At 55.2% G+C, this 1678-nt stretch carries 1 protein-coding gene; it reads left to right on the forward strand.

Annotated elements, in window-relative coordinates; genetic code table 11:
- Positions 1-86: 86 nt before the first annotated feature.
- Complete coding sequence (locus tag ACR3FF_RS26945; RefSeq protein ID WP_458191152.1) at positions 87-1100, forward strand: NAD(P)/FAD-dependent oxidoreductase; 1014 nt, start codon at positions 87-89, stop codon at positions 1098-1100.
- Positions 1101-1678 lie beyond the last annotated feature (578 nt).

The following is a 1678-nucleotide window of genomic DNA, read 5'->3' on the forward strand; positions in this document are numbered from 1 at the left end:
TCAACATATTCACGCCCCATCACAGCATCCAAGACAGTCTTCGTCTTATTTCGCGGTCTTTACCGTGTGAGGCGCAGCTTTTGCCGATGCAGTTATCGAGAGAGTGGACAACTAGCGACAATGCGAGTCGGCCACTCTTCGAGCAGGTAACCCGACGACGAGTTGCGGGGCTCGACGGTGTAACCATCAAGGACGAATGTCATTTCAAGGATTATCTGATCGACAAGCAGGCTACGACCGTCGATGGCGTTACTATGCGAACCGTCGACGGCGAACGAGAGATCGACGCGGAGTTGGTGATCGATGCCACCGGGCGAACGTCTCGAACGCCGGTCTGGCTGGAAAACAACGGCTATACGGCCCCACCGAAGGACGAGGTGCAGATCGATCTGGCGTACAGCACGGCCCTCCTCGAACGACCCTCCGGTAGTCGCCAGGCGTTCCTCGTGCTGCCCGACTCCCCTCGTACACGCGGCGCCGCAGTATTTCCGATCGAAAACGGTCGATGGTTGGTGACGTTGGCCGGCATGCACGGGGACCAGCCACCGACCAATCCCAAGGAGTTCGTCGAATACGCCTCTACCCTTCCAGTCGCCGACGTTAGTCGCCTCCTCGACGAGCATGCGCTGGTCTCCGAGACCATCTATCGATATCCGTTTCCGTCGTCGGTCAGACGCCGCTACGAAGACCTCGACCGGTTCCCCGATGGACTGGTCGTCGTCGGTGACGCGATCGCCAGCTTGAATCCGATATATGGCCAGGGTATGTCAGTGGCTGCACTCGAAGCCGTACAGTTACATCACACGCTGGCGACGGCCACCCGTGACGAACTCGCACTCCGGTTTTTCGAGCGGACCGCACGAGTCGTCGATGATGCATGGAGTCTCGCAGTCGGTTCCGACTGCGAGTTCCCACAGACGACCGGCCCGAAACCGTTCGGAACGGACCTCGTGAACAGATACGTTGCCAGATTACTCCGCAAGGCGCATACCGATGGGAGGTTGACCGAGGCGTTCATTCGCGTCGTCATCATGGAAAACCGACCGACATCGCTGTTCCGCCCTGGTATCATGTGGCAAGTAGTGAAACCGAGTCTCTGAACTCACTGCTCACACCCACCTAACGGCTAGATCACCCGAAAGGCGTCGAACAAATAGGATTTCAGTAGAGCCGATGATTTTTATGCCACCCCGACAGTACGCTGGTTCCTCAAGTTTTCAAGGATTTGAGTTCTCCCGAGCGGGTTTATTTCACCCCAATCTGTTACGGATTACAGCTACCTGAACAAAGCGGAGCAACGAAGCAACCGGTAGCAAAATTCGGGCGTTTCAGAGCGTATATCCTCAGTCGAGTTGTGAATTTTTCTTCCGACAGTTGCTCTTATTCGGCTAGGAGAGCCGTCGCTACTGTCGCTCGTCTGCTAGTTGATACTCGTTCGGAGTGTGTCTAGGGTGAACGATTAACATGACTGGCGTAGAACAGGGAATTGTGCTCATGATCTTCATAACGAGTTCTAGAACCGGCGATAGGGGGGCGACCGAAGAGGAACCATTATGAAAGACGCTCATCTGTAGCGGTGAATACTTTTTCATGACTGGAGTTCGTAGCCTTCCCCAGCATGGTCAGCAGAGAGAGTGTCAATGAGGTCTTTCTACCTGACAAAGAGGACTGTTTAGAG

The organism is Haladaptatus ordinarius, assembly GCF_054177595.1.